The organism is Salifodinibacter halophilus, from assembly GCA_012999515.1.
GTDB lineage: Bacteria > Pseudomonadota > Gammaproteobacteria > Nevskiales > Salinisphaeraceae > Salifodinibacter > Salifodinibacter halophilus.
Window position 1 is genome coordinate 1 of record JABEEB010000352.1, and the last position, 262, is coordinate 262.

1 protein-coding gene is annotated in these 262 nt (G+C 67.6%); it reads right to left on the reverse strand.

Annotated features, from left to right (window positions below; translation table 11 throughout):
* Window positions 1-262: bifunctional isocitrate dehydrogenase kinase/phosphatase (locus tag HKX41_11990; GenBank protein NNC24855.1), on the reverse strand; the 262-nt coding region annotated here is incomplete at both ends.

A 262-nucleotide genomic window follows, 5' to 3' on the forward strand; every position in this document is an offset into this window, starting at 1 on the left:
CGCCGAAGTTCTTCAGCAGCAAATCGCCGGGGAAGATGTTGCTCAAGGCCAGGTCGCGGATCGCCTGCCCATAGTCGATCACCGCCGCGCGCGCGGCCTCCGGCGTCTGCTCGCGCACGTACAGGTTGAGCGGGCGCAGGCGGCGCTCGACATAGCACAGGTGCAGCACCAGGTCGTCGCCGTCGAGGGTGATGCTGCCGGCGCAAGTGTCCAGCAGTTCGTGGAGCAGGTCCGGATCGAAGCGCGCGCGCTCAAAGCGCAG